The following is a 24,535-nucleotide window of genomic DNA, read 5'->3' as shown; positions in this document are numbered from 1 at the left end:
ATCAGATGCTCTAGACTGTGTCAAGAACTTTTTTTCTGACTCCCGCTGCCGCTTCTTTAAACAACAGCGCTTTTTATATTACTAAACTCAGTCGCTTTTGTCAACTGGTTTTTTATATCTTTTTTGCTTTATTGCAGTACTGTCTAGTACTCTCAAGCACAGATAATACTTTACTATTTTTGTTTTAATTAGTCAAATATTTTTTTAGTTCGTATATTAGTCTGATTATTTAATAAATCTACTTTTCTTTTTAAAATAAAAATTGATATTCCTGTAATTTGTGAAAGCAATGTCCATTAATTATTCGTAATTTATCCCTTTTCACTTTAAATTAACTATAAAAATTTATTTCAAAATAAATTTACCTTTAAATAAAAAGGCTACTCCTAATAATTAAAAAACTTTTAGGAGTAGCCTTGCTTTTAGATTAAGCTAGGATTTTTAGTAATTTTGGTCATACCACCCATATATGGCACCAAAACTTCTGGTACTGTAACTGTACCATCTTCATTTTGGTAGTTTTCTAAAATTGCCGCAACTGTTCGCCCAACTGCTAAACCAGAACCATTAAGTGTGTGTGCTAAATAAAGTTTACCATCTTCATCACGATAGCGAATTTGTGCTCGGCGCGCTTGAAAGTCTGTACAATTTGAACAACTTGAAATTTCACGATATTTATCCTGCGCTGGCATCCAAACTTCTAAGTCGTAAGTTTTTGCACTTGTAAAACTTGCATCACCCGTTGCAAGTGCAACCACATGATAAGGTAAGTTTAATTTTTGTAACAAATGTTCCGCATTAGCTGTTAGTTTATCCAGTTCTGCCCATGAATCTTCTTGTTTACAAATCTTTACCATTTCAACTTTTCTAAATTCATGCATTCTAATTAATCCACGTGTATCCCGTCCAGCTGAACCAGCTTCACTTCTGAAAGCAGGCGACATTGCTGTTACATTTATTGGTAATTTATCTTCGTGAATAATCTCGTCACGGAAATAATTAACTAAAGGAACTTCAGCTGTTGGAATCAATGTTAAATCTAATTGTTTTTCCGGATCATCATTATCAACAATTGTATAAACATCTTCACGGAATTTAGGAAACTGCCCGGTACCTTGCATTGATTCTTCATTAACTAAATATGGTGGAATCATTTCGGTATAGCCCGCCTTTATGTTTTCATCTAAAAAGAAATTGAAAACTGCACGTTCTAAAAGTGCTCCGGCCCCTTTATAATAAACAAAACGTGCTCCTGAAACTTTAGCTCCACGATCCCAATCCAAAATATCTAAATTAGTTCCTAATTCCCAATGAGCTTTTGGCGTAAAAGATAGCTCAGTTGGATTATGCCATTTACGCACCTCTTGATTATAATCTTCATTAGGCCCGATTGGCGCAGAATCGTCTGGGAAATTAGGTAGACGAAGCAAAATATAATTTTGTTTTTCAGTCAATTCATTAACTTGTTCATCTAATTGCTTAATTTCATCACCAACTTGCCTCATTGCGGCAATTGCTTCAGTCGCATCTTCTTTATTTCGTTTAGCAGTAGCGATTTGTTTGGACACTTGGTTACGTTTTGCCTTTAATTGTTCACTTTGATTCAAGTCCTCACGACGTTCTTGGTCAATAGCAATTAAATCGTCCAATTCTGCTGGCTTAACACCACGTCTAGCCAGCTTATCTTTTGCCCAATCTAAATTATCACGTATCACTTTGATATCTAACATAATTTTCCCTCCATAAAAAAGAGCTGATTCATCCCTAAATTGGGACGAATCAGCTCAATACATGTCTTCGCGGTGCCACCCAGTTTCAATTGCATTAGCAACTGCACTTAATTAAAATGGCGATAACGGTGCCCTTTTCCGTGTAACTCTTAATTACCCACATTATTGAAGTCTGGAAACGACAGTTATTCGCTTTCACCACAACGCAAACTCTCTAAAAACCATCTTAGGACTCCGTGTTTGTGTTTATTTTAAGCTATTCTGCTTCTTTACGCAAATAGTAATTATTTGTAATTTTAAATTTTTAAGCTTGTCATATATTACTGCCCTTTAATAACTTAGATAGTTAAAAGAACTATTAACTCAAATCAATTCAACTCAGTCTTAAGCCATTCCGCTTTTTTAAGTAAAAAATATTTTTCTTTGTACGTAAATAAAGGATTAATTTTATGCAAATCAATTTCATACTGATAATGAAAGCCCAAACGCTTAAGTAAATTTTGTGATTTTACATTATTTGTAAATGTACCTGCCCAAATTTCTTCTTGCCTAAGTTGATTAAAAGCCAAGTCAAATAACATCGTCAATGCTTCAGTCATATAGCCATGTCCAGTATATTCTTTATCCAATAAAAAGCCGACCTCTTTTGTCTTTAACAAATCAGCTTCATTAGTTCCTCGTTCATATAATTCAGCCAAACCAATTAATTGCTTGCCTTGCCTCAAACAAATTCCATAGCTATATTGCCGATTAATGTATTGTTTAACTGCCACTTGGGCCTGCTTTAAGTCTTGATAAGATTGAAAGCCAGCCGCATCTTGATAAGATTGATCTTGACCCCACTTTAAAATCGTAGGTGCATCTGTTAGTTCAAACGAACGTAAATAAACTCTGTTAGCCATCACTTACCAACCAGTTTTAAAAGCCAATCCATCCCAAACATTAAAGCAAAGCTATAAGCAGCTATAGTCCAAGGTTTACCTAAAACTATAATCCAAAAATAAGTTGAAAACTTCATTTCAGTTAATCCGGCAAGTAAACAAAGAACATCGTCAGGGGCCATCGGGGCAACAATACAAATACCAAAGAACCAATTAAACTTACGTTGGTTTTCTGTCCATTTAATATATTTATCAAAAGTCTTTTCTGAAACAATATGTAAAATAAACGGTTTACCATAAAATCTGGCTAAAAAAAAGTCAATGATTGATCCGATACAAACACCAACATAATTATAAATAAACCCTGCAAGTGGGCCAAAAAAGACCACACCACCTAAAAGTGATACACCTCCAGGAATTATTGGGAAAACAACTTGCATAATTTGAATTAAAACAAAAATTATCGGTCCACTGATTCTTTTATCAGCTAAATATGCTTTCATTTTAGCTTGACTAGTAAAAATTCCTAAACGATACCAATAAATACACAAAAGAATAATAACAATTGCACTGACAATGGTCAGAATATTAATCAATCTTCGACTGGCTTTAGCTGACAAATGCATAATTTACCTCCATTTATTAGTTCTCATTCTACCAAAAAAATAATCTAATTGATTCATTTTTAGTTAATTAAGGATAATGTTTTAAAGATTTTAAAGATTTTGCTTAAATAGCTGTTGTAATTACATTCTATACAATTATATACATGTTATACAATATATTAGGAGGTTATAATATGACTCAAATTATAAATAATCTTATTTACGATAACTCAAAGAATTTAACTGTTGACCTTTATCTACCAGAAATGCCCGTTGCAAACAAAATCTTGATTTTTTGGCATGGTGGAGGTTGGTTTCGCGGCGATAAAAGCGAACTAAAACAATTATGTCTTAAAGTAGCAGCACACGGATTTTTAGTATTTGCACCAAATTATTCACTCGCGCCTGCATCTACTTTCCCCACTGCTCACGCTGATAGCAACAAGTTTGTCAAATGGCTATTTAATAGCAAATATACTAGTTCAAACACAACCATTACACAAATAGGCGCAAGTAGTGGTGGCACAATTGCACTTTATCTAGCTGGTAAATACGGCTTCCCAACTGTTACTTGGTCAGCACCAGTCAGCTATTCTTCTTGGATAAAAAATCATCCCAAAGTCAAGCCGGCCAAAAATGCCCAAAAAGAACTGGGTTTAACAACACTAAACGATATTAATGATGCTTTTTACAAATTTTTCACCCTAACATATGCAGGATCAAGTGATACAACCATCCTGGAAAAGCTTGATGCTGCATCATACAATTATCAAAATTTACGCCAATTATTAATGATTAATTCAACTAAAGAACTAGTGGCAACCCGAGACTTACTTGATTTTATTGCAACTTTAGCCCAAAAAAATCATGGTATAGATCTTAAATTGATAGCTGGCTCTAAGCATGCTATGTCCTATTCAAAACAATATCTTGATGAATCAATTAACTATTTAATCAAAACCACTGGATAATTTTTTGTAATTACACCGTACCTTTAGCTTGAAAGCGATTTATAATATGTTAAAAGGTATAATTAAAATTAAGGAGATAATTATGGCTAAATATCAATCAATTAATCCATATACTAATGAAGTCTTGGCAACATTTAGCAACCCTACAGCAGAGCAAGTTGAAGATGCTATTAGTTTGGCTCATGCTTTATACCAAAAATGGCGTCACGAAGCACCAAGCAGTCGCGCAAAAACTTTACATGAAATTGCTAATAATTTATATAAAAAGCAAAAATTAATGGCCGAAATTATGACCCAGGAAATGGGAAAATTAATCACTGAAGCCAATCATGAAGTTGAACTCTGCGCTAAAATATGTGATTACTATGCCGAGCATGGTGCTGAGATGCTTAACCCCGAGCCTATTAATTCTAATCTGGGTCAAGCCTATTATTTAAAGCAAGCAACTGGAGTTGTCTTGGCTTGTGAACCATGGAACTTTCCACTTTACCAAGTAATTCGGGTTTTTGCTCCTAACTTTGTAGTTGGTAACCCTATTATACTTAAGCATGCCCACAATGTACCACAATCTGCTGCTTTAATTGAAAAAATTATTAAACAGGCTGGCGCACCTGAAGGTAGTTTGATCAATCTTTATCTAAATTATGATCAATTAAATAAAGTTATGGCTGATTCACGTATTCAAGGCGTTGCTTTAACTGGTTCAGAACGTGGCGGAGCTGCAGTCGCTGAAAATGCTGGTAAAAATTTAAAAAAAGCTACTATGGAACTTGGAGGTAACGATGCCTTTATTGTACTAGAAGATGCTGATTCAAAAATTTTAAAACAATTACTTTACTCGGCTAGAACCTATAATGCCGGCCAAGTATGCACTTCTTCCAAAAGAATTATCGCTGTTAAGTCTAAATATAAAGAGGTTTTAGCTCAATTAAAGGATGCCTTCTCAAGCTTATGTGCTGGTGATCCATTAGATAGTAAAACAACTTTAGCGCCAATGAACTCATACATCGCTAAAGAAAAATTAACTAGTCAAGTTGAAGAAGCAGTTGCTAATGGCGCTAAAATTTTTTATCAATATCCAGAAATAAATTCAACAGGTGCCTTTTTCAGACCAATCATTCTAACCAATGTCACCAAAAATAATCCAGCATACGATCAGGAATTTTTTGGTCCCGTGGCAATTGTGTATGAAGTTAACGATGAAGATGAAGCAATTGCTTTAGCCAATGACTCAAGTTATGGGCTTGGTTCATCTATTATTAGTAAAAACACTGACCATGCCCGTAGCGTTGCCGCACAAATCGAAACTGGAATGACTGTGATCAACGGAACTTGGATTAGTTCAGGTGAATTGCCTTTTGGTGGTATTAAAAAATCAGGCTATGGTCGTGAACTTAGCAATTTAGGTTTGCTAGCCTTTGTTAACGAACACTTAGTTATCGATATGCCAGCAAAATAATTAACAATAATAAAAAGCAGGACACACATAGTCCTGCTTTTTTATTACCGCAATTTTTCTCTTATCAAATTATAACCTGTTAAAAAAGTTGTCATAATACTGGATAAAATCAAAAAATACGTCGAGGTACCAACCGAAACAGCATAAAGCAAAAATTCATTAGTAATATTTTTCAAAAGACCCTTCCCTGCAACACTAATACTAGAAAGTCTAATAATTAAATAAATTAAGAAAATTGATTCAAGTAAAGATAAACTGAATGCTAATAAACGTCTTTTCTTGTTGTCTTTCAAGGTACTGTAAATAATACTCAATGGAATTAAAACAATTAATAACCAAATTAAACAAAGTAATACACCTGAAAGTCTTGTCTCACCTGAAGAAAATAGATGCCCTGCTAACCGAAATATAACCCGCGTAATTGACATTTTTCCCGTATAAGTAACATCGGATATCGAAGCACCTGAGCCAGCAAACATTACAATTAAATTAATTACGGCCATTAAAATAACTAAAAGTTGGCTATAACCGTAATGTTGCTTACTAAAGGCCTCTTGGTTTGCTTGTTGTCCTCTATTTTTTATAACCTTTCGTTTGGAATTTGCAACACTATTAAAGGTATTAGAAAATATTTGATTGACTTTTTCAGTTAGGCGCCGATCAACAGTGTAGCGCTCAATTTTTTCACTACGGATACAAACTACATAAAGCCAGACTAATAAAGCAAAAAAGCAAATCCAACCGATACTACGTGAAAAGCTCATAAGTATCAATAATGTAATTCCTAAAAGCATGACTATCATACTATTGACGCGTAACCATTCTAACATCTTTTGCACAACTAGATTTTGTTTTTGGGGATAAAATTCTTGCCGGTATAATTTGCGACTAGCAATTCTTTCACCGGTTTTATCATTTTCATAATTTGCTTGTAAATGTTTATCAGTAAAAAAAGTATCCCGATATTTTTGTAAATCAAAATGACATTTAGGACAAATTTTATCATTATCAGTAATTGGTCGATTACAATTTGGACAAGTAGTCATAACACGCACCCTTTTGTACATAGTATTTGTTACCTTTATCATAAAACAAAAAGTACAATAAAGAAAATTTCTTTATCGTACTTTTTTACTTAATTTAATAATTACTACTTTTCAAAAGACTTGGTTAAATTAATCCTTTACCCGTCTATTCTTTTTCATTGAAATTCCTTCATAAGTCAACTTAACTGCAGCAGACAAAGTGATTGGCATAATAAAGACCAAAATGATCAAACCAATGATTACAGTTAAAGCAACTTCAATTAAAGTTGGTATACCAGATGGAATTAATGCCGCAAAAGTACCGCCAAGAATAATTGCAGCAGAAATAACAACTGTTCCAATAATTCCACAGGCTTTAAGTATGCGGTCACTAGGTCTATTGCCCTCCAGAGCACGGTAACGTGTCATCAAGAAAATGCTGTAATCAACACCCAGAGCAATCAAAAGAATGAATCCAAAGAATGGCGTATTCCAAGTTATCATGTCTTTATTTAGAACTGCTTTAACTACCCATTCACTAATTGATAATGAGCAGAAGTAAGCAATCAATAATGTGCCCAAAATATAAATCGGTTGTAACAAAGATCTAGTTACAAAAATCAGGGCAATCCCAATTCCAATCAGCATAATAGCTGCCGTTCTAATGAAATCTTTATTAGCAACTTCCTTAATGTCAGCAATTTTTGAGCTTTCGCCGCCCATTGCTACTACTGCATTTTTAAGGCGCGTTCCAGCAAATGATTTTTCAGCCATTAAACTTAAATCTTGGGCTTTTTTAGTTGCTTCAGTGCCACTTGGATTAGACTTAAAGACGATCATTAACATTGCTGATTTTTTGTCAGGACTAAGATAATTTTTAATTGACGTTTGGAAAGTATCGTTTTTAATAAATTCCCTTGGAATATAAAAGGTATCTGCTGCAGACGAACTCGCTAGTCCAGTCAAGTAAGTAGCACCCTGGCCTAATCCACTGTTAACTTCATCAACACCGTTAGTAATCTTAGGGGTACTTGAAGCTAATTGGTTAGCTCCAGAATCTAATTGACCAACACTTGAATGTAATTGACCAATTCCACCATTTAAACTGGTAGCTCCGGTATTAAGTTGCCCAGAAGCCGTTGCTAAACGTCCAACACCAGACTGTAACTGACCCATTTGTCCAGAAACATCTGGCATTGAAGCTGAAGCTTGCGCCCATGATTTTTCAAGAGCAGCACCTGCAGCTTGCATAGCAGCCATTTTTTGCTGTGCTGTTAAGCCAGGTAAGCTACCAATGCTTTTAGATAAATTGGCCTTATAACTTTGCTCTAAGGTCGCTTTAGTCTGTTGTTGCGCACCTGCTAGTCCCTGCGTCCCACTTTGTAATTGAGAATTCAACTGATTAAGACCGCTACTCATTTGCGCAGTGCCAGTCTGCAATTGACCAGCTCCACTTTGAAGTTGACCAGTACCAGTTTGCAATTGACTGGTACCATTAGCTAATTGGCTAGCACCAGCAGAAACCTTTTTTGATGCTTGACTCAATTTACCTAAACCCGCACGTGCCTGATCAACCCCTTGATTAACAGTATCCAATTGATTCTTTACATATAATTGATCAATACTTTCGCCATAAGGTTGGGTAACCGAGGTTACAAAAGATACATCTTTTGAAGCCTGTAATTGTCTAGTTAACTGATCTAACAGGCGCAAATCTGCTTCATTATCTAATCGATGCTTACTTTTAATATAAAGAACTGATGGCTCAGCCATTCCCTTAGAAAAGTCTTTTTCAACAACTAGCATTCCAGCCTTAGCTGGAACGCTATTTTCAATTTCATCAGTATCATCGTAATTCAAATTGCCCGAGTACATTAAAGCAAAAGGAGTAACTACTACTGCTAAAACAAGTAAATAAATAATTGGGTGGGCTAATGTTCCTTTAGAAATACCGTGCCATAACTTGTCTTCATGTTCACCAGTAAACTGCTTTACTGGCCAAAACATTTTTTTGCCTAAAACCGCCATAAAGAATGGATTTAACGTTAACAAAACGATTAATAAGACAGCGACCCCGACTGCAACTCCAACTGCAGACTGATAAATAGAAAAATTAGCTAAACTTAAGGCGGAAAAGCCGATTAAAATTGATGATCCCGAATATAAAATTGTTTTACCAGCAACTTTTAGTGCATTTTTCATTGCTTCATAACGGTTTAGACCCAAACCCAAATCTTCTTTAAACTTATCATAGAGTAAAATATTGTAGTCGGTACCTATTCCAAATAAAACAATAATCATAAAGACTTGCGTGAAATTCGAGAATGGGAAATTTTGATATTTCACTAAGTTAGTTACAATTGAAAAAGAAGTAATAAAGGATACGCCAACTGTTAATAATGAGATTAACGGTACAATTGGTGACCTAAAGACAATAATCAACACGATAAAAATAAAGACAATCGTAATTGCTTCAGTCTTTTTAATTCCTTCTTGAATCGAATTAGAAAAAGCATTTTGTAAGACATCTGCACCAGTGATATAAGTTCTAACGCCATTAGTCTTAACTGCACTAGTTAATTCTTTTTCTACTTCATTAATTGGCGCGTGATTTTTAGCAACATTAATCTGCATAATCCAAGTTTTATTATTCTTAGACTTTAATTTATTCTTAGTTGCAATGTTATCATCAGGAGCCAATATTTGCTTAATACCATAGTCATCCTGGTTGTTTTTAAGCTTGGCTACAGTTTGATTAATCGCATTTTTATCATCTGCTGATATCGTGCCCTTCTTTTTATTGAAAACAACCGCAATTTGATAGGTATTTTTTTGTTTTGGACCCCAGTCATTCTGAATTGATTGAGCTACTTCACTTTGAACGTCTTGTGGCAGGGAAACATTCGAGTGCTCGCGTGTTAACCCAGTAATATCTGGCAAAGCCACAACAGAAATAATTAAAATTAAAATCCATGCAATTAATGAAAAAATATGATTTTTTAGTAGTTTTTGCACTCTACTTTTCCTTTCTAATTTTGTAAAATATTTTTCGGCTGAACTAACTGTAAAACTAATTCATGATAACCTTGATCAGCTTGGGCACTAGTTTCACCAACAAACGATGCCGAAACATCCAGAAAAACATAACCCAAAACTGCGCCAATTAAAGAATGGAGTGAAACTGTACTGTCACTGCGTAAATGTAATTTATCAGCCAATGCAATTACATTCATGATTTCTTGTGTAATCGCATCGTCTTGTTGATATTCATTCAAATGATACAAGATACTAAATAGTGCTGGGTCATTTAAAATAAAGTTGCGAATAATATCAGCAAATTTAAGCAATGCTTCCTTCCCGGATAGACCTATTAAACTATCTGTTAATACAGTAATCATAACTTTAATTCGGCTCGCACCAACTAAAGATAACAATTGCTTACGTCCTGATACATAGTGATACAAAGATTGTGAACGAACACCTAATTCATTAGCTAAATTAGGTAAGGTAGTAGCAGATAGACCCCGCTGAGCAATTAATTCAGTTGCCTTAGTAATTATTTTATCCAGGTCAAGACTTCTTTTTTTTACCAATTTCACTCCTCCTTTTACGGCATAGTGAATAATATAGCACTACACATTGAAGAATACAATCTACAATCTGTAAATTATTTTTAAGATCCTTAATAACATAAAAAAGAATTCAAAAACTGAATTCTTTTTTATTAAACTATTTAAAAAATTTATTAACTACTTTACCTAACTGACTAAAATTATGATCACTATTACTTAAAATAGCCATACAGTATGTATGCCCACCCCTTTGAATCAGAGAAACATTAGCTTTTTTGTCACCGATAGCATAAATTAATCCACTGCCTGTTTGTCCAATTTTGGGCTTATTTTTAACTGAACTTAAGACACCTAAAACCCGGTTAGAGTATTGCCTATTCAAGGTCTTATTTTGATAAAGATTTATCATAATTTGAGCCAGATCTTTAGCTGTGGTTGTTGCAACAAACTTAGGTTTCACTTTAGTATCCACTAAACCCATTTTTTTGATAACAAAATTAACTTGGGTTAGTTTTACCTTTCTTAAAAGTACATTAGTGGCTGTTTGACTGCCATTCATCATTGCCTGTCTTAAATAGGTAATGCCATAGCCGATTCCTGGTTGCAATATTTTTTCATCTTTTACCACATCTGCTTTCTTTACCTTAATAACCGTTTTACTAGATAATTTATGGTGTTGCTCTTGATAATAAATAGTTAATAATAAAAACAAGCGACTAACCGAATTAACACTGTGAGCCTTGGAAATATTAGCAACTTGAGCAAATTGATTATTATTAAGATCCTTTAAATAAACTTGGTAACTTTGCTTTTTACCCATTGTCTGCTTTATTTTTTTAGCCCAGACCAATTTACTACCACCCGTAATCTTAACTTCGCGCGGATATTCTATTTCTGCAGTATGTGGTTCTTTTATCGACTTAGACTTATTACCATTTCTTTTTTGACTTTGTCCAATAATTTTAATATCTGCATTTTTAGTCTGTTTTAAATTAACAGTATAAAGCATAAAGGCTAGTAAAGTTGTAATAATTGATCCAACAAATACTTTATTTTTCATAAATTTACCTCAATTTAGAAAAAATGATGACGTTTCATTAGAACAATTAGCCAAACCATCAATAAAACTGTCAATACGATAATTATTACCCAGTCCAAAGAACTATGCCCTACTGGTAAACTGACATTCATGCCATAAAAGCCCGTTAAAATTGTTGGAATCGTTAAAACTAATGACCAGACAGTTAAAAACTTCATCGTATCATTTAAATTATTATTCATCATATTATTGGATGTAGCTGACAAAGTTTTTGTTACTTGCTGCGAAATTTTAACCATTTCGGCGGCTTGATTTGATTCAATTAAAACATCGTCAAGACTTTCGCGTGCTTTTTTAGTGAAATCTAATTCTGATAATTTTAAGCTATGAATCATCATTGAATTAGTTTGGATTGAACTAGATAAATAGACTAAACTCTTTTCAATATTTGATAATTCCACTAAGTCCTTATTATTAATATCTCCTGATAATTTTTTATCAAGACTATTGCGCTCATCATCAAGCTGCGTGATTGCTCTTTGAAAATATTGTGTGGCATATAACATAAATTTCATTAATAACTCAGTCACATCTTGAGAATTGGATAATTCTCGTCGCATTGCATAATCATTAAATTCGTCAAATACATAACCAGTTGCTTCAGTATGGAAAGTAAAAATATTTTCTCCAGATACTAAAAAAGTAATGGGATGCGCCGTAAAATGTTTAATTACTTGCGTAGGCCAAATTGGTACGTCATAGATTAATAAATGGATTTTTGTATAAGTGTCGTAGTCATAATGTGGTCGCTCATGCCGATCAGAAATATATGAAATCATATCAGAAGTAAAATTGAAATCATCTTGTAGCTTTTCACTATCATCTTCACTTAAATTATTGATATCAAACCATTTATATTTAGTTGCTACTGGAAATTTTTGCTCTTTTATCATTTTTCACCCCTGGCTATTTAGTTAAGCAATTAGTAGATTTTTATAACAATATTATCTTACCATTCAAGTAAAAAAACACTAAATAAAAAACAGGCATTAGCCTGCTTTTTATTGCTGCCAAGCAGCATTAAATTTGATTTTGCCGGTTCTAATAGTCTGTTCAACATTTCGATTTTTTTGACCAGCAACTAAAATCGATTGCATAATTGGTGTTAACTGACCAAAAGTTGCATTTGCATTTTTAATTACAGGAACACTATATAAGGAGTTGGTATTCATAAGCTCATTTAAATGAGCTGGTAATTTAAATTCACTATTAGCTTGATAGCTATCAGCCTGAACTGCCTTTTGATTAACTGGAATATATCCAGTTGCTTTAGCCCATTTTAATTGGCTATTTTTAGCAGTTAAAAACTTCATAAATTTAAAGGCGGCTGCTTTTTGCATTGCACTAGCACGGCTGAACATATAAATATCTGTTCCTTGCTGCAAAGTATACTTTCCCGGTCGAGCTGCTATATCATAGGTTAAACCCTTTTTACTAGCCTGCTTAATCCAAGTTTCCGTAGATGATGATGTTATCAGCATCGCCAATTTTTGATTAGCAAACGGAATATATAGATACTTATCCGAACCGGGCATTCTAAAGTAACCCTCTTTTTCACCAGCAACAAAGTAATTAATAACTTTACTTGATTCTTCACCTGTAAAATCAATTTTACTTGAAAAAGCTTGTCCTTGATTTTTCATTCCTAATACATAGTAATTATTTAAATTATCAAAGCCAGCCCCAACAACTTGGTGGTGACTCTTTTCATAAACAGTCTGGGCAGCCTGCTTTAATTCAGCCATCGTTGTTGGTACCTTATTAATGCCATATTGTTTGAGCAGTTTTGGATTATAGACAAGCACTTCAATTGATTTGTTAAATGGAATTCCATATTGGATGTTATTAATTTTGGCACTAGCCAACAATTCTGGTTTAATTTCAGAAGCTTGGCTACTGCCCCAACCAACATCTTTGTTATTTATATATGGAGCTAAATTCTGAAGCATTTTATTTTGGGCAGCGCTTTGTAACCAACCTGGATAGGCCTGAGTAATTGTTGGTAAATTTTTAGGAGATGGCAAAGTTGCCGTTAATTTAGCTTGCAAATCATCATAATTTCCTTGTTGTTCAAGTTTTATTTTTATTTGGGGATTCTTTTCTTCAAAATCCTGAACTAAACTTTTTAAAGTATTTTCTTGTGCTCCCTGCATCCCATGCCAAAAGGTTACCGTAGTCTTTTCTGTTATTTTCGGAATTTTATTGGAATCAACGGTTGAGGATGGCTTATTGCTTGAGCAAGCTGTAGTTACAAATAAAGCTAAATTAGCAACGATAAAAGTCGCTAGCTTTTTAGCAAAGTTCATATTATTTCCTCCAAAATTTATCTATATTTAATTAAACTTAGTAAAATTTAAGTCTTGTTTATTGTAAAGCAATAATGGTTAAATTACAATTAAAAGCACAATAAAATTCGTATTTATTTACTCTTGATACCTTTAGGCAATAATAAAGTTCGCTTTTTATGCGTTTACATCAAATATATCTTTTATACACCATTGCCCTGTTCATCTTAATAATTAAGTATTTAATTACAAAAATAAGCCCTAAAAGTGAGACACTTTTAGGGCTTATTAGTTTTTAAATTAATTGCTATTTAATTTTTATTGTTTCCAAGCAGCCGCAAATTTTGCTTTACCCGAATTAATTGCGTTATCTACATCTTGCTTCTTCTGCGCAGCAGCTAAAATATTTTGCATAATTGGATTAAGTTGACCATATGCAGCCCCAGCATCTTTAACAACTGGAACGCTGTAAAGATTCTTCATGGCATCTTCTAACTTAGCCGGAAGTTTAATCCGCTTATTATCTTTGTATTCAGTTGCATCAGCAGCTGCATGATTAACTGGAATGTAGCCAGTTGCATTAGCCCACTTAAGTTGACTAGCTTTAGAAACTAGAAACTTAATGTATGTAAATGCAGCAGCTTTTTGTTCAGCTGTTGCATGATTAAACATGTAAATATCGGTTCCTTGTGACATTGTGTATTTTCCAGGACGAGGAGCAACATCATAAGTAAACTTATCACCAACACCTTGCTTAACGAAACCTTCACCAGCCGAGGTACCAATAAACATTGCTACCTTTTGGTTAGCAAATGGACCTGAAAGATAGTGTTCTGAACCAGCCACTCTGAAGTAACCAGCTTTAATACCGTCGGCATAGTAGTTAATTACCTTCTTTGAAGTAGGACTGGTAAAATCAATCTTACTTGAGAAGTCGACTCCTTCATTTTTCATTCCCAAAGTGTAGTAGTTTGACAATGAATCAAAACCAGCACCAACAACTTTGTGATTACTCTTTTTGTAAATTATTTCAGCATCCTGTTTCAATTCAGCCATTGTTGTCGGTGCCTTTTTAATACCATATTTTTTAAAAATATCTGCATTATAAGTCAAAGTTTCAATCGATTTATTAAATGGGATGCCGTACTGCGTACCTGCGATTTTGGCACCGTCAAGTAGGGCTGGCTTGATATTAGAAGCTTTACTACCACCCCAACCAACAGCTTTGTTATTAATGTACGGCGTTAAATCAACCAACATTTTATTCTTAGCAGCTGTATAAAGCCAATCAGGATAAGCCTGGGTAATTGTTGGTAAGTTATTAGGTGATTGCAAGGTCGAATTAATCTTGGCCTGCAAGTCATTATAGGCACCCTGATTTTCCAACTTAACCTTAATCTTTGGATTTTCTTTTTCAAACTCCTTAGTTAAACCCTTAAGCGTTTCTTGCTGGACACCTGTCATTCCGTGCCAAAAAACAATATTAGTTTGCTTAGTTACTTTAGCAATTTTTTCAGAATTATCGGTGCTAGATGACGAAGACGAATGACTACCATTAGAACAAGCAGCAGTCCCGATTAAAGCCATACCAGCAGCAAAGGCTGCTATAATTTTTTTACTAAACTTCATTTGGTAAACCTCCCAAAAATAAAAATTAAACAACAAGTTTTTGATTAACTAAAGCGTAATTGTTTGATTACGCTTTGGTAAAATCCGTTTTCCAAAAGGGTTCTCCTCAAGCTCCGGATGCAGTGTGTGCACCGGAATAAGTGCTTTAGGTTGAACCTCGCTAATAATTTGCTTAAGCTCTTTTTCATCCGCATGACCTGAGCAACGTAAAGCTTTAAATTCAATCTTTCTATCCATTAATGTCTGTATAAAAGGCTCATATGCTGGATCAAAATCACCTAGTGGTTCAGCATTAGAATGAATATATAAACCTCCTACTTGCAAATCACCATAATTTTTAACTACTTGCCAGAGATACTCATGATCATCAGCGAGCAGTTTCTCATAATCAACTGCCAACTGCGGATTTAAATTTGCAATTTTCTGCTCTCCTGGCAAGTAATAATACAAGTAATCTTGTTGCAAGCTTTCTTTTAGTAAATGTGCTCTCTTAGCATGCAGCACTACCTTGCGCGGTGAAAGTTCAAGCAAACGTAACAACCGTTCTACATTAGTTGGATAGGTATTAAAAGTTAATTGTCGTTTTTCATTAACTCGTTCAAGCTGGATGATTTGGTCAGTTAACTCAATTTCAGTTCTGGGACCAGTAAATTCTGCACTAGGTTGAACCTGCTTTTCCTCAGGCCAAGAAACTCCAGTCCCTTCAACAATTAACGCATCACAGCCCCTAGCAGCAGCTAAAAATTGATGTACCCAATCAGGATGATAACCATGCAATCGGATATCCCCCGTATAAGCCAAGGTCTGATTGGGAGTAGTAATAATTAAACCAGTTGCACCATATGCATCATGATCGCTGGGCCAAATGGTTAGTGTTATTTCTCCGATATGAATTGGTACTTGATACTTAGCCGCAATAATTGGCCTAGTATAATTAGGTTTGTGCCCTGCTGCTGGCAAGAGAAAATCTCCATTTTCATTTAAAACAGGTAATAACCGAGCTGTAAGTGGACCAGCATAAAGCGGAATTTCTGGAGCCAAAAAATTCAGAGCTTTACTATGATCAAGATGTAAATGCGACATATATGCTGCAGCGTGCTCCCAACGTTGATAATCAATTGGCTGGCCAGTAAGTAATGGATCATAGAAGTTAGGCACATCCCCAATCAACTGATTTTTAATTAGCGTTGAATAACTTTCATCCGGCAATTCTAATTCCGGCCGATATACTTCACCCAAGTCAAACAAAACATGTGACTTGTTATAAGCAACCTCAATCATCGGTCCGCCAATTGTTGTTAACCCATTATAAAAAGTAATGGTTGTTTTATCCTTTAAGGTCATTACGTACCACCCCTTTAATAATCTGTTTTCTAAAAATGAAATACAAAACTAAAACTGGCAAAACGGTTAAAGTAGCTGCAGCTAGTTGCAATTGCGTCTCACTACCTGCATCTGAAGCAAAAGAAGATAAGCCATTATTGAGTAAGCGCATTGTATCTTCATTAGTTACTAATAATGGCCAAAGAAAGGAATTCCAACCAGAAATAAAACTTAATAAGCCAACTGTGAACAAACCACTTTTAGACATGGGCACAAGAATTTTCCAAATATAGTCCCAATCGCTTGCACCATCAATCATTGCCGCCTTATAAATAGTTGTTGAAATTGACCCAAAATAGCTTTGTAAATAATACATATAAAAAATCGAAGTTAAAAAGGGGAGGACCAGACCTATATAAGTATTAAGTAAGCCCATTTTTGCAATAGTATTGTAGTTAGTAAAAATTATTGCTTCTCCTGGAACCATTAATAATGACAGTAAAATCATTTGCACAAGGCCTTTACCCTTAAAGCGCAAATTAACCATCGCAAAGGCACCTAAAAGTGAGTTAAATAAACTAACCAAAGTTGTCACGCTTGCAGTTAAAATTGTATTAAAAAAGTACCGAGCAAAGGGCGCTCTAGCAAAAACTTTCGCATAATTATTCCACTCAAAATGATGCGGAATTAAGGTCGGGGGAATTGAAGTTGTTTCCTGAAAGCTCATTAATCCACCCAAAATCATATAAACAAAAGGAAAAACAGTAATTATTGCAAAGATAAGCAAAATGAGGTAACTGATCAAAACCCCAAAACGAATTCGTTTCATTAATTTTCTCCAATCTTCTTCATCATTTTCCGTTGCAAGAACGTAGCAAACAAAATGAGGAGAAATAAAATTACTGTTGCTGCCATTGCTACACCAGGAGTACCGACAATTTGAAATTTATTATAAATATAAAAAACAGCTGTAGTACCTGAGTTACCAATTCCTGCTTGACCATTAAATAAGGCATAAACCGAAGTATAAATTTTAAAAGCACCAATAATATTCATTGTTAGTAAAAATGCTAGAGTGGGTACCAATTCTGGCATAGTTATCCGCCAAAATTTATCTTTGTCGCTAGCACCATACATATCAGCAATGGTATAAAAATTAGGGTCAATATTACGTAATGCTCCCATTAAAATGACAATATTAAAAGCTAGTGATGTCCAAATACCAAAGATAATAATCGTTACCAATGACCAAGCAGGATCATCAATCCAGTTAGGAGCTGGTAAATGCAATAAGCGTAAAATAAAGTTAAGCATGCCATAATCACCATTAAAGATATAACGAAATACTATCCCAATGGCGATTGTTGAGGTAACATAGGGCATAAAAAAGGTGGTTTCAAAAAATGATTGGTGCTTAACTTTATCAAAAATAATCCAAGCCAGCATAATCGAAATAACTAAACCAAGTGGGACAGAAATAATGGCATATAAAGCAGTGTTTCGAAGTGCAAGCCAAAATTCAGGATCATGAAAAATATACTGATAATTATTTAAACCGCTCCAATGTAAGTCAATCAATGAGCCGCTTTGAAAACTCATTCCCAATGCACGCAGAATGGGATAAATGCTAAATAGCGTAACAAAAATAATGGTTGGCGCTAAAAATAGCCATGCCTTTTTCTGATTTGTCTCCATTAGTAAACGCGCTCCCCACCTGGTGTAAAGATAAATATACGATTAAATTTCAGCTGTAAGGTTACTTCATCACCTGGTTGAATCGACTCTTCTAAATTAATCAATGACCGAGCTTGCACTTGATCATAGGTGAACTTTAAGATTCGCTCCCGACCAATTAATTCAACATCATCAACTCTAACACGCAAAAATCCATCTTTTTGGGGCGTAATATTTTCAGGACGTACTGATAATATATATTCACCGTTTGGCAAATTGCGCTTAAAGCGGGAGGCATCAAGCAAAGCAAGTGGGATGGTGAATTGGCTTGAACGCAATTCCTGATCTGTTTTAATAACTTTAAAATTATCAATTACTGGGTTGCCGATAAAATTTGCGACAAAGTAATTATTTGGTTCCAAATAGAAATTTTGCCCTAAATCATCTTGTTGAATGACCCCATCATTAAATAAGATAATCTTATCGCCTATTGACAATGCCTCTTCTTGATCATGAGTTACAAACAAAGTAGTAATACCAACTGATTTAACTAATGAGCGAATTTCCTCACGAATCTTTAAACGTAATCTAGCATCTAAATTACTTAATGGCTCATCCATTAAAAGAATCTTTGGTTCTTGAACTAAAGCCCGAGCTATAGCAACACGCTGCTGCTGTCCACCTGACAAATTACCTGGCTTTTGATCAGCAAGATCCATAATCTGCGTCAATTGCATATACTTTTGTGCCACTTTTTTAGCTTCAGCTTTAGAGCGCTTGTTCTTGCCAACTGTTAAAGGAAACATTACATTTTGTAAAACTGTCATATGAGGATATAAAGCATAGTTTTGGAAAACATACCCAATATGGCGATCTTTTGGTGCAACTTTAACCATCGATTTACCATCAAAAAGAATCTCACCAGCAGTTGGATTAAGTAAGCCAGCTAACATATTTAAGATAGTAGTTTTCCCACAGCCTGAAGGTCCTAGAAGACAGACCAAATCACCTTTTTTAACAGAAAAGCTTACGTTCTTAATCGCCTCGTGACCATTATCATAAACCTTTCTCAGATTTTTTACTTCAACGAATTTGTTGTTATCCATAAATTTGTACCACTATCAATTTGTATCATATTACTTCTCTTCTTTACTTAATTTTAAAATAAAATCGGTTTTAATACAACTAAGGCTTTGCATTAATAGTTCGTTTTATACCCCAAAAAATTGCCAACACCTATTAATAATATTCGTTTTAACTTCTCAAACAGGGAGTTATTAATATTTTTTTGGAGTAAATGTTCTGATTTTTGCTACATGAAAATACACAAAAAAAGCAACATCCAATAATGCTGCTTTAATTTTTACGCTTATTTATTATTAGTCAGATTATCCGAACAATTACCATCTTTTTATTATTTTCACAGAAATTAGCAAAAATAAAATTATAAAAATAATTAATATACCTGTCTCACTTGCATTTCATGATTTATCCTTGCTCGTCCATCGCTATAATCAAAGGAGTAGCCAGGTTCAACATTAAACAAATAAACGTTAAAATCTAAACTATTATCGGTAGAAATAGCTTGTAAATTGATACCGCGAGCCATTAATTCTTCGCCACGAAAAATCGGCGTTGCTTGATATATAACGCGTTTCCTTTGTCTTAACGCCTGTCTAACTTTACTTTCAAAAATAGTTTGCACTTTTTGATTTGAAAAAGCTGATTGGGTAAATAAATTTTTAGGGTTATTTTGATCACCAGTCATAGTATCAGGATTATAATTTCCCTCTGCGTCAATTCCAGCAGAAATTGAATAAGCAATCAAGTGCCCCCGATTATAAATTTGACTGCCGTTACGGCGATTGTAATGCCAACCGGTTGGCGCCACAAATTGCCGCGTCCGAAATTCACCATTGGCAATATTTCTTTTTTCTAAAAAAGCAGTATTAGAGTGGGAAGTGCGATTTAAATCATCTAAATTTGAATAAATGACTCGATTGACCTTCCAGGCCTCCTTAATTAACGTCGAATGATTGCCGTTGACAGGTATATAAGCTGCTGTGCCACTTTTAAAATCAATCCTTGCTAACTTATCATAATCTTCTTTAGCTAAACCTCCATATGCCTTTGCTGCGGGTTTGGTATGGTCAATTTTATTATCACTTGGTTGCTCATTTTGAGTAAATTGGTTGATTGTCTGGTGACCACTAGGATCGGTCCCACCCTTAGTTATAACAAACCAAACTAAAAATAGGATAATAATTACTAGAGCCCAAAAGTCATTATTATTACTACTATTTTTTTTTCGCCTACGTGCCATTCAAATACTCCTTGAACTAATAATAGTTAAGTATATCTAATCGAACTTTTGTTTGCAACAGCAAAAAAGCAAAGCTGCAATGCTTTGCTTTTTAGTTAACTTCTAGCCCATTCATCAATCATATTTAAAAAGTAGCTTTCAGACAAGCGCTTAATTTTAGCTCCTGCTCGATTATATTTCTGTGCTTGCTGCCACAAAAAATTATTTTTACTAAAAAATCCTTCATCTGCTAAAACTACATAGTTCGTATCAGCTTGAACTGCAATTTGCCCTTGGCCACCCAAATTATTAACCATCTGGATAGCCTCAGACTTACTCATACTTATCTCGTCACTAAATACAATTTTTTTATTATTAATTGGAGGATGAATTCCTAGATCCGCTGGTGCTAATTTAGGTCCTAATAAATCAATATTTTTTAGCTTAGCTTGTGCCTTCATTAATAATTGATCAGTAAAGTGCATGCGAAAGTCATCATAAACTTTTTTGGTAGCAAGCGAATCAGCCAAACCGTGGTGCTCTTCAACTTCTGCAATTCCTGCTCGCTGCATACAATCTAACAATCGATTACGTTTAAAGGGATAATAAACACGAGCTAAACGTAAAACATCAACATAATCATTACTGAGGCGCGGCAAGTTAAACTTTTGGGTTAAATCATACAGAAAATTTAAATCAAAATTAACATTGTAGCCCACAATAATGTCCTCACCAATAAATTGTCGAAACTCCGCCATCGCTGTCTTTACTGGTACACCTTTACTACATAACAATTCTTCGGTAATTCCATTTAAATTAGTAATAAAAGTGGGCACATGATTAGACCGCGGATAAACCACTAATTGGCTAAATTGATTAACGACTTTGTTATTTCTAACTTTAATTGCCCCAAGTTCGGTTACATGATCACGGTATGGATTAAGCCCGGTGGTTTCAATATCTAGTAAAGTATAATCATCAATAAATGCTGGCTGTTCTTGCCCTTTAGCGCGCAATTTGTTTTGGGCATCTGAAACATGTAAAATACCATTCGCAATAAAGATACTCATTACTTGTTCCCCTCAATTAAAGCTTGAACTAAGCTAGCTGAATCAGTATTAACAGCGGCACTACGGTTTTGCAATGTTAACGGCAACATAGCTTGAGTATAATCTGCTGCAACATATGACCATTGCTTATATTCATCCACTAAGTGGATAATTGGTTCAAATAATTGCGGACTTGTTTCATCAACGCCAAGCTCTAAAAAAACAGTTTTTGTAGCTTCATTTCCAGTTAAAAACCAACGAAAACGAGCGTTAGCATCACTATCAGGATAGAAATGTGAAGTAATTGGCAGATGAATTTCCAGCGGTTGTCCACAAACAGCACACTTAGGTATAAGTTTTTCAATATCTGTTAAAACTGTAGTTGCCGCAATTTGGGTAGCAACTTTGGTCGCATTTTTTAAACCATGATTAATTCCACTAGAACACTGCATGTTAGTCCAATTACCAAAAATGTTAAAGATTCGATTTTGATTAAAACCCGCTTTTTCAAAAAAATTACCAAATGAAGCAGTAGCAATAAAGTACTTTTTCTTGTTCAGAAGCTCTTTTAATTGTTTCATTGTCGCACTTGGTTTATACATGAGCGAATACTTATTGATTAACTGACTCCAAATAAACCACTTTTCAGACCAGGCTAGTTCCTTTAAATCTAATGCTGAACCAATTGAATGAACGTCATACTTTTTGGCAATTAACGGAAAGTCTTGGTCAAAGCTATCTTGTCCTAACAAATCCAATCCTTCTAATTTAGCAAACTTATTTCCAGCAATAACAATTATTACTTCGGCCTCGTTAACTAGCTGTTGCGCTTTAATCAAATTTTCCATTCAGAGCTCTTTTCTATTTTTGCTTGTAATCAGTAAAAGAAACCTCACCATCTTCAATATCAGCTAAAAAGATATCACTAAAGTCCTGGTAGCCTGCTGCTTTAATCTTTCGTTTTAACCAAGCTTCATCCTTATTCAAAAATTCTAATGCATCTTCATTAACTTGGCCATCATTGATAAGCGGAAAATGAAGATTTTTTTCATCCTTTTTAATTACAGTAAGCTGTCCATTTTTTTCAAAGATACAGTTTTTAACCTTATCCACAGAATATATTCCTTGACTACGGAGCTTAAACATTAGCTCATTGGCAGATATTCCAACTGTCAAGCAGTTTTTAACCAGTACTTTGCCATTTTTGATGATTTGGATAGGTTTGCCATCAATTATTGTTCGCACAAAGTTACTATGCTCACGGGCAAATTTCAAAATAAAGACTACTAATGTCCATACGATTAAAACTAATAAAAACTGCAATACACTAACATTAGCATTATAAATTACGCCACCAATAATGCCACCTAAAACATAATTCTGCAGTTGATCTAAGGCAGTAGTTGGAGCAATGTTACTTTTACCGAAAACATTAATTTGAAAGATTAATGTTACCACACCTAAAACAAATTTAATAAAAAGTTGCGTATAATCCATCCTGATTGCCTCCTAGTCTTTTATATTAACGTCGTGGTTAATTACATGAGCTTGTTTCAAAGAATATGTATTGTTATCATTATTCAGTTCTAACTGATAGTCAATATCTTTAGAATTAATTCTTACAATTATGCCATCTTTTAATGTTGTTGAATTTACCAAAACATCAGAAACAGCCACACCATTATCTTTAGCTACAGATTTAATGAACGGAGCAATTTGTTCCGACTGTGATTTAACTAAGTTAGTTTGTACGTACTCTTCATATTGAGTACCCACAAATAATAAGAGAAATAATAAAGCTATTATCCCCAAATCACGATAACGCGTATCAAAGCGATGGCGCAAATAAAGTGCAGTAAAAGCAATTAAAGTAAGTGCTGCAATCGCAATCAACGCATATAAGATTGTTTTATTAGTATTTTGATTTTGTTCAATATACTTAAGCGTGTAAAAAACCATAATAATTCCACCTCTGCTAAAATTTTCTCTAGATAACTCCCGATAATACGCTTAAAACTAATCTTACTATTTAACCATCTATAAAAGCCTATAGTTATTTAAGTTTGATTAGCCAAGTTAATAATCACATATAGTAATAGTATAACAAAAAGTGAGCAGACAGGTGCTGCTCACTACTCAGAAATATTTAATTTTAATCACCAGCCTTAGTTGATGCGCCAGTATGACCATCTGGCTTTGAATTATTCCGGTAAGTTGCACCTGTATTTGCATCTTCATCAATCACTAATTTTTGACCAGTAGTTTCACAAAAGTATTTAACTAAGGGGTATATATCTTGTACCCATTCATAAATGCCAACGTAGTGTCCCTCATCATCCTCAACTCGCTTATAATAGTGCAAAATAAGTTCTTGTAAATTACCAGTCGGTACAGGCATATAGACCGCATCATGTCCAGCTTGTTTATGACGTAAAGCATGAACTACTTTTTTAGCTGCAGGAATCACCTCACCAATATGCGGATGCACCGCGCCCATTGAACTCCCTACTTGTGCTGGTACTCGTTTAGCCTTCATCTTAGCCTGCTCATCAACTGGACGGTTATACCATAAAAATTGGTTGTTATCATCAACAAAAGTTAGTTCACCAATCGTATTCCGCAACATCCAATTAAGTTGATTAACTGTTAATAAACCACAATCAAGTTTGACGTAATCGTCACCACTTGCCGCATTAGTTTTTGCTGCTGCCTTTTCTAACCAATCTGGATCATCTTTATCAATTCCACTGACAGTATACCTACTCTTATCACTAGCCGCAAAATCTTCCTCTAAATATTCAGCTCTATCCATGTCTTTAAGCCATTTGGGTTCGGTCATTTTTTCTTTTTTCCTCCCGACAAGTAACTATTTTTTAAAGCAATTATAACATGAAAGCGCTAATATATGGTATACATAGCAATTTGATTTGT

At 34.4% G+C, this 24,535-nt stretch carries 22 protein-coding genes; 2 read left to right on the top strand and 20 right to left on the bottom strand.

Going from position 1 to position 24,535, the window contains the following annotated elements; all coding sequences use genetic code 11:
* Positions 1-422: 422 nt before the first annotated feature.
* From serS to F5ESL0233_RS01170, 3 genes are all read right to left on the bottom strand, one after another.
* Positions 423-1,730 (bottom strand): serine--tRNA ligase, encoded by a 1,308-nt coding sequence (serS, locus tag F5ESL0233_RS01180; protein ID WP_122058346.1) that lies wholly within the window; start codon positions 1,728-1,730, stop codon positions 423-425.
* Positions 1,731-2,098: 368 nt separating this feature from the next.
* Positions 2,099-2,632 carry a GNAT family N-acetyltransferase gene (locus tag F5ESL0233_RS01175; RefSeq protein WP_090093655.1) on the bottom strand — a complete coding sequence of 178 codons (534 nt, stop codon included), beginning with the start codon at positions 2,630-2,632 and terminating at the stop codon, positions 2,099-2,101.
* On the bottom strand, positions 2,632-3,237 hold the full coding sequence (locus F5ESL0233_RS01170; protein WP_182431376.1) for a TVP38/TMEM64 family protein: 606 nt from the start codon (positions 3,235-3,237) through the stop codon (positions 2,632-2,634). Before F5ESL0233_RS01170 ends, F5ESL0233_RS01175 begins: the two co-directional genes overlap by 1 nt.
* Before the next feature lie 173 nt (positions 3,238-3,410).
* Here F5ESL0233_RS01170 and F5ESL0233_RS01165 point away from each other — a divergent pair, with 173 nt between their 5' ends.
* Together F5ESL0233_RS01165 and F5ESL0233_RS01160 are read left to right on the top strand one after the other, a co-directional pair.
* Complete coding sequence (locus F5ESL0233_RS01165) at positions 3,411-4,187, top strand: alpha/beta hydrolase fold domain-containing protein (RefSeq protein WP_122058344.1); 777 nt, start codon at positions 3,411-3,413, stop codon at positions 4,185-4,187.
* A gap of 82 nt (positions 4,188-4,269) precedes the next feature.
* Positions 4,270-5,646 (top strand): NAD-dependent succinate-semialdehyde dehydrogenase, encoded by a 1,377-nt coding sequence (locus tag F5ESL0233_RS01160; protein ID WP_090093660.1) that lies wholly within the window; start codon positions 4,270-4,272, stop codon positions 5,644-5,646.
* 44 nt (positions 5,647-5,690) lie between these two features.
* Here the strand turns inward: F5ESL0233_RS01160 and F5ESL0233_RS01155 are convergent, their stop codons facing one another.
* The 17 genes from F5ESL0233_RS01155 to F5ESL0233_RS01075 all read right to left on the bottom strand — a co-directional run bounded on the left by F5ESL0233_RS01155 (position 5,691) and on the right by F5ESL0233_RS01075 (position 24,443).
* Positions 5,691-6,692: a zinc-ribbon domain-containing protein gene (locus tag F5ESL0233_RS01155; protein WP_122058342.1), complete on the bottom strand. Its 1,002-nt coding sequence runs from the start codon at positions 6,690-6,692 to the stop codon at positions 5,691-5,693.
* A 129-nt stretch (positions 6,693-6,821) separates the two neighbouring features.
* Positions 6,822-9,686 carry an MMPL family transporter gene (locus F5ESL0233_RS01150; protein WP_090093664.1) on the bottom strand — a complete coding sequence of 955 codons (2,865 nt, stop codon included), beginning with the start codon at positions 9,684-9,686 and terminating at the stop codon, positions 6,822-6,824.
* A gap of 14 nt (positions 9,687-9,700) precedes the next feature.
* Positions 9,701-10,264 carry a TetR/AcrR family transcriptional regulator gene (locus F5ESL0233_RS01145; RefSeq protein ID WP_090093666.1) on the bottom strand — a complete coding sequence of 188 codons (564 nt, stop codon included), beginning with the start codon at positions 10,262-10,264 and terminating at the stop codon, positions 9,701-9,703.
* Between the two features lie 136 nt (positions 10,265-10,400).
* The gene (locus F5ESL0233_RS01140; protein WP_122058340.1) at positions 10,401-11,303 is read right to left on the bottom strand and encodes a serine hydrolase; all 903 of its coding nucleotides are present in this window, start codon (positions 11,301-11,303) and stop codon (positions 10,401-10,403) included.
* A gap of 14 nt (positions 11,304-11,317) precedes the next feature.
* Positions 11,318-12,235, bottom strand: a complete 918-nt coding sequence (locus F5ESL0233_RS01135) for a magnesium transporter CorA family protein (RefSeq protein ID WP_090093670.1) — start codon at positions 12,233-12,235, stop codon at positions 11,318-11,320.
* 108 nt (positions 12,236-12,343) lie between these two features.
* A complete protein-coding gene (locus F5ESL0233_RS01130) occupies positions 12,344-13,648 on the bottom strand; it encodes an extracellular solute-binding protein (RefSeq protein WP_122058338.1) in 1,305 nt (434 codons plus the stop codon).
* Positions 13,649-13,945: 297 nt separating this feature from the next.
* Positions 13,946-15,256, bottom strand: a complete 1,311-nt coding sequence (locus tag F5ESL0233_RS01125; RefSeq protein WP_122058336.1) for an extracellular solute-binding protein — start codon at positions 15,254-15,256, stop codon at positions 13,946-13,948.
* Positions 15,257-15,304: 48 nt separating this feature from the next.
* Positions 15,305-16,600 (bottom strand): MBL fold metallo-hydrolase, encoded by a 1,296-nt coding sequence (locus F5ESL0233_RS01120; RefSeq protein ID WP_122058334.1) that lies wholly within the window; start codon positions 16,598-16,600, stop codon positions 15,305-15,307.
* A complete protein-coding gene (locus F5ESL0233_RS01115) occupies positions 16,584-17,408 on the bottom strand; it encodes a carbohydrate ABC transporter permease (protein WP_122058332.1) in 825 nt (274 codons plus the stop codon). Before F5ESL0233_RS01115 ends, F5ESL0233_RS01120 begins: the two co-directional genes overlap by 17 nt.
* A complete protein-coding gene (locus tag F5ESL0233_RS01110) occupies positions 17,408-18,274 on the bottom strand; it encodes a carbohydrate ABC transporter permease (protein ID WP_122021265.1) in 867 nt (288 codons plus the stop codon). Before F5ESL0233_RS01110 ends, F5ESL0233_RS01115 begins: the two co-directional genes overlap by 1 nt.
* Complete coding sequence (locus F5ESL0233_RS01105; RefSeq protein ID WP_122058330.1) at positions 18,274-19,359, bottom strand: ABC transporter ATP-binding protein; 1,086 nt, start codon at positions 19,357-19,359, stop codon at positions 18,274-18,276. Before F5ESL0233_RS01105 ends, F5ESL0233_RS01110 begins: the two co-directional genes overlap by 1 nt.
* Positions 19,360-19,709: 350 nt before the next feature.
* On the bottom strand, positions 19,710-20,576 hold the full coding sequence (locus tag F5ESL0233_RS01100; protein WP_090093683.1) for a DNA/RNA non-specific endonuclease: 867 nt from the start codon (positions 20,574-20,576) through the stop codon (positions 19,710-19,712).
* A gap of 95 nt (positions 20,577-20,671) precedes the next feature.
* Positions 20,672-21,625 carry an exonuclease domain-containing protein gene (locus F5ESL0233_RS01095; RefSeq protein ID WP_122058328.1) on the bottom strand — a complete coding sequence of 318 codons (954 nt, stop codon included), beginning with the start codon at positions 21,623-21,625 and terminating at the stop codon, positions 20,672-20,674.
* A complete protein-coding gene (locus F5ESL0233_RS01090; RefSeq protein ID WP_118898279.1) occupies positions 21,625-22,452 on the bottom strand; it encodes a Sir2 family NAD-dependent protein deacetylase in 828 nt (275 codons plus the stop codon). The genes F5ESL0233_RS01095 and F5ESL0233_RS01090 overlap by 1 nt, the downstream gene beginning before the upstream one ends.
* A 13-nt stretch (positions 22,453-22,465) precedes the next feature.
* Complete coding sequence (locus F5ESL0233_RS01085) at positions 22,466-23,101, bottom strand: DUF421 domain-containing protein (RefSeq protein WP_182431375.1); 636 nt, start codon at positions 23,099-23,101, stop codon at positions 22,466-22,468.
* A 12-nt stretch (positions 23,102-23,113) separates the two neighbouring features.
* Positions 23,114-23,563 (bottom strand): DUF3290 domain-containing protein, encoded by a 450-nt coding sequence (locus F5ESL0233_RS01080; protein ID WP_090093690.1) that lies wholly within the window; start codon positions 23,561-23,563, stop codon positions 23,114-23,116.
* 193 nt (positions 23,564-23,756) lie between these two features.
* The gene (locus tag F5ESL0233_RS01075; protein WP_122058326.1) at positions 23,757-24,443 is read right to left on the bottom strand and encodes a PAS domain-containing protein; all 687 of its coding nucleotides are present in this window, start codon (positions 24,441-24,443) and stop codon (positions 23,757-23,759) included.
* Positions 24,444-24,535: the final 92 nt, after the last annotated feature.

This window comes from Lactobacillus sp. ESL0233 (assembly GCF_003692995.1).
GTDB classification, from domain to species: Bacteria; Bacillota; Bacilli; order Lactobacillales; family Lactobacillaceae; genus Lactobacillus; species Lactobacillus bombicola.
The sequence above is the reverse complement of the archived record's forward strand: the minus strand, read 5'-3'. Positions and strand labels throughout refer to the sequence as shown.

Excerpts from the sequence above, each read along its gene's own strand:
- serS (WP_122058346.1), bottom strand. The coding sequence starts at position 1,730 with ATGTTAGATATCAAAGTGATACGTGATAATTTAGATTGGGCAAAAGAT.
- F5ESL0233_RS01175 (WP_090093655.1), bottom strand. The coding sequence starts at position 2,632 with ATGGCTAACAGAGTTTATTTACGTTCGTTTGAACTAACAGATGCACCT.
- F5ESL0233_RS01170 (WP_182431376.1), bottom strand. The coding sequence starts at position 3,237 with ATGCATTTGTCAGCTAAAGCCAGTCGAAGATTGATTAATATTCTGACC.
- F5ESL0233_RS01165 (WP_122058344.1), top strand. The coding sequence starts at position 3,411 with ATGACTCAAATTATAAATAATCTTATTTACGATAACTCAAAGAATTTA.
- F5ESL0233_RS01160 (WP_090093660.1), top strand. The coding sequence starts at position 4,270 with ATGGCTAAATATCAATCAATTAATCCATATACTAATGAAGTCTTGGCA.
- F5ESL0233_RS01155 (WP_122058342.1), bottom strand. The coding sequence starts at position 6,692 with ATGACTACTTGTCCAAATTGTAATCGACCAATTACTGATAATGATAAA.
- F5ESL0233_RS01140 (WP_122058340.1), bottom strand. The coding sequence starts at position 11,303 with ATGAAAAATAAAGTATTTGTTGGATCAATTATTACAACTTTACTAGCC.
- F5ESL0233_RS01135 (WP_090093670.1), bottom strand. The coding sequence starts at position 12,235 with ATGATAAAAGAGCAAAAATTTCCAGTAGCAACTAAATATAAATGGTTT.
- F5ESL0233_RS01130 (WP_122058338.1), bottom strand. The coding sequence starts at position 13,648 with ATGAACTTTGCTAAAAAGCTAGCGACTTTTATCGTTGCTAATTTAGCT.
- F5ESL0233_RS01125 (WP_122058336.1), bottom strand. The coding sequence starts at position 15,256 with ATGAAGTTTAGTAAAAAAATTATAGCAGCCTTTGCTGCTGGTATGGCT.
- F5ESL0233_RS01120 (WP_122058334.1), bottom strand. The coding sequence starts at position 16,600 with ATGACCTTAAAGGATAAAACAACCATTACTTTTTATAATGGGTTAACA.
- F5ESL0233_RS01115 (WP_122058332.1), bottom strand. The coding sequence starts at position 17,408 with ATGAAACGAATTCGTTTTGGGGTTTTGATCAGTTACCTCATTTTGCTT.
- F5ESL0233_RS01110 (WP_122021265.1), bottom strand. The coding sequence starts at position 18,274 with ATGGAGACAAATCAGAAAAAGGCATGGCTATTTTTAGCGCCAACCATT.
- F5ESL0233_RS01105 (WP_122058330.1), bottom strand. The coding sequence starts at position 19,359 with ATGGATAACAACAAATTCGTTGAAGTAAAAAATCTGAGAAAGGTTTAT.
- F5ESL0233_RS01100 (WP_090093683.1), bottom strand. The coding sequence starts at position 20,576 with ATGGCACGTAGGCGAAAAAAAAATAGTAGTAATAATAATGACTTTTGG.
- F5ESL0233_RS01095 (WP_122058328.1), bottom strand. The coding sequence starts at position 21,625 with ATGAGTATCTTTATTGCGAATGGTATTTTACATGTTTCAGATGCCCAA.
- F5ESL0233_RS01090 (WP_118898279.1), bottom strand. The coding sequence starts at position 22,452 with ATGGAAAATTTGATTAAAGCGCAACAGCTAGTTAACGAGGCCGAAGTA.
- F5ESL0233_RS01085 (WP_182431375.1), bottom strand. The coding sequence starts at position 23,101 with ATGGATTATACGCAACTTTTTATTAAATTTGTTTTAGGTGTGGTAACA.
- F5ESL0233_RS01080 (WP_090093690.1), bottom strand. The coding sequence starts at position 23,563 with ATGGTTTTTTACACGCTTAAGTATATTGAACAAAATCAAAATACTAAT.
- F5ESL0233_RS01075 (WP_122058326.1), bottom strand. The coding sequence starts at position 24,443 with ATGACCGAACCCAAATGGCTTAAAGACATGGATAGAGCTGAATATTTA.